This window comes from Bacillus sp. LR--39, assembly GCF_053613335.1.
The window spans coordinates 1-509 of sequence record NZ_JBSIOT010001661.1 but is presented as its reverse complement, the minus strand read 5'-3'; the positions used below and the strand labels follow the sequence as shown (position 1 = coordinate 509).

Here is a 509-nt window from a genome sequence, read left to right as displayed (position 1 = left end):
GATAATGTCATTATCTGATAGATCGACAATGGATTCGTCTCCGCCTTTTCCGACATATGCCCGAAGCAGCGTTTTGCCTTCCGGCGCTGCGTGCGGCCATTTTTTATTCGTCCACGTACAGGCTGTGATCGCAAAGTCACTGTTTCTTGAAATGACAAAACCCGTGCCCTCATGCTCCATTTGGACGGAGCCTTCAGGGAAACCTAAAGCGACGTTTGCCACGGATGTGGAGTGCATATTTTTCAAATGAGAAATGGCAGGAAGCTCAGAAAGCATTCCCGCAGCCGCTTTATGCGGAGCAGTCACAATTACTGAATCAGCATCAAGTGTGACGCCGTTATCCAGTTCGAGCGAATAGCCAGAGCCGCTATGGCTGAGTTTGGTCACTTTTGTGCCTTTATACACCTTCGTCAGCTTTAACTGCTTTTCGATCTCTTCTACAAGGGTCTGCAAACCGGTTGACAGAGTCTGGAACTGCCCTTGTTTTTTTGCCGTCAGCTGCTGGCCTG

General features: G+C 49.1%; 1 protein-coding gene. It reads right to left on the bottom strand.

Translation table 11 applies throughout. The annotated features are described in order from the left end of the window. Positions 1 to 509: protoporphyrinogen oxidase (hemG, locus tag ACWHAR_RS32370; protein ID WP_452089090.1), on the bottom strand; the 509-nt coding region annotated here is incomplete at both ends.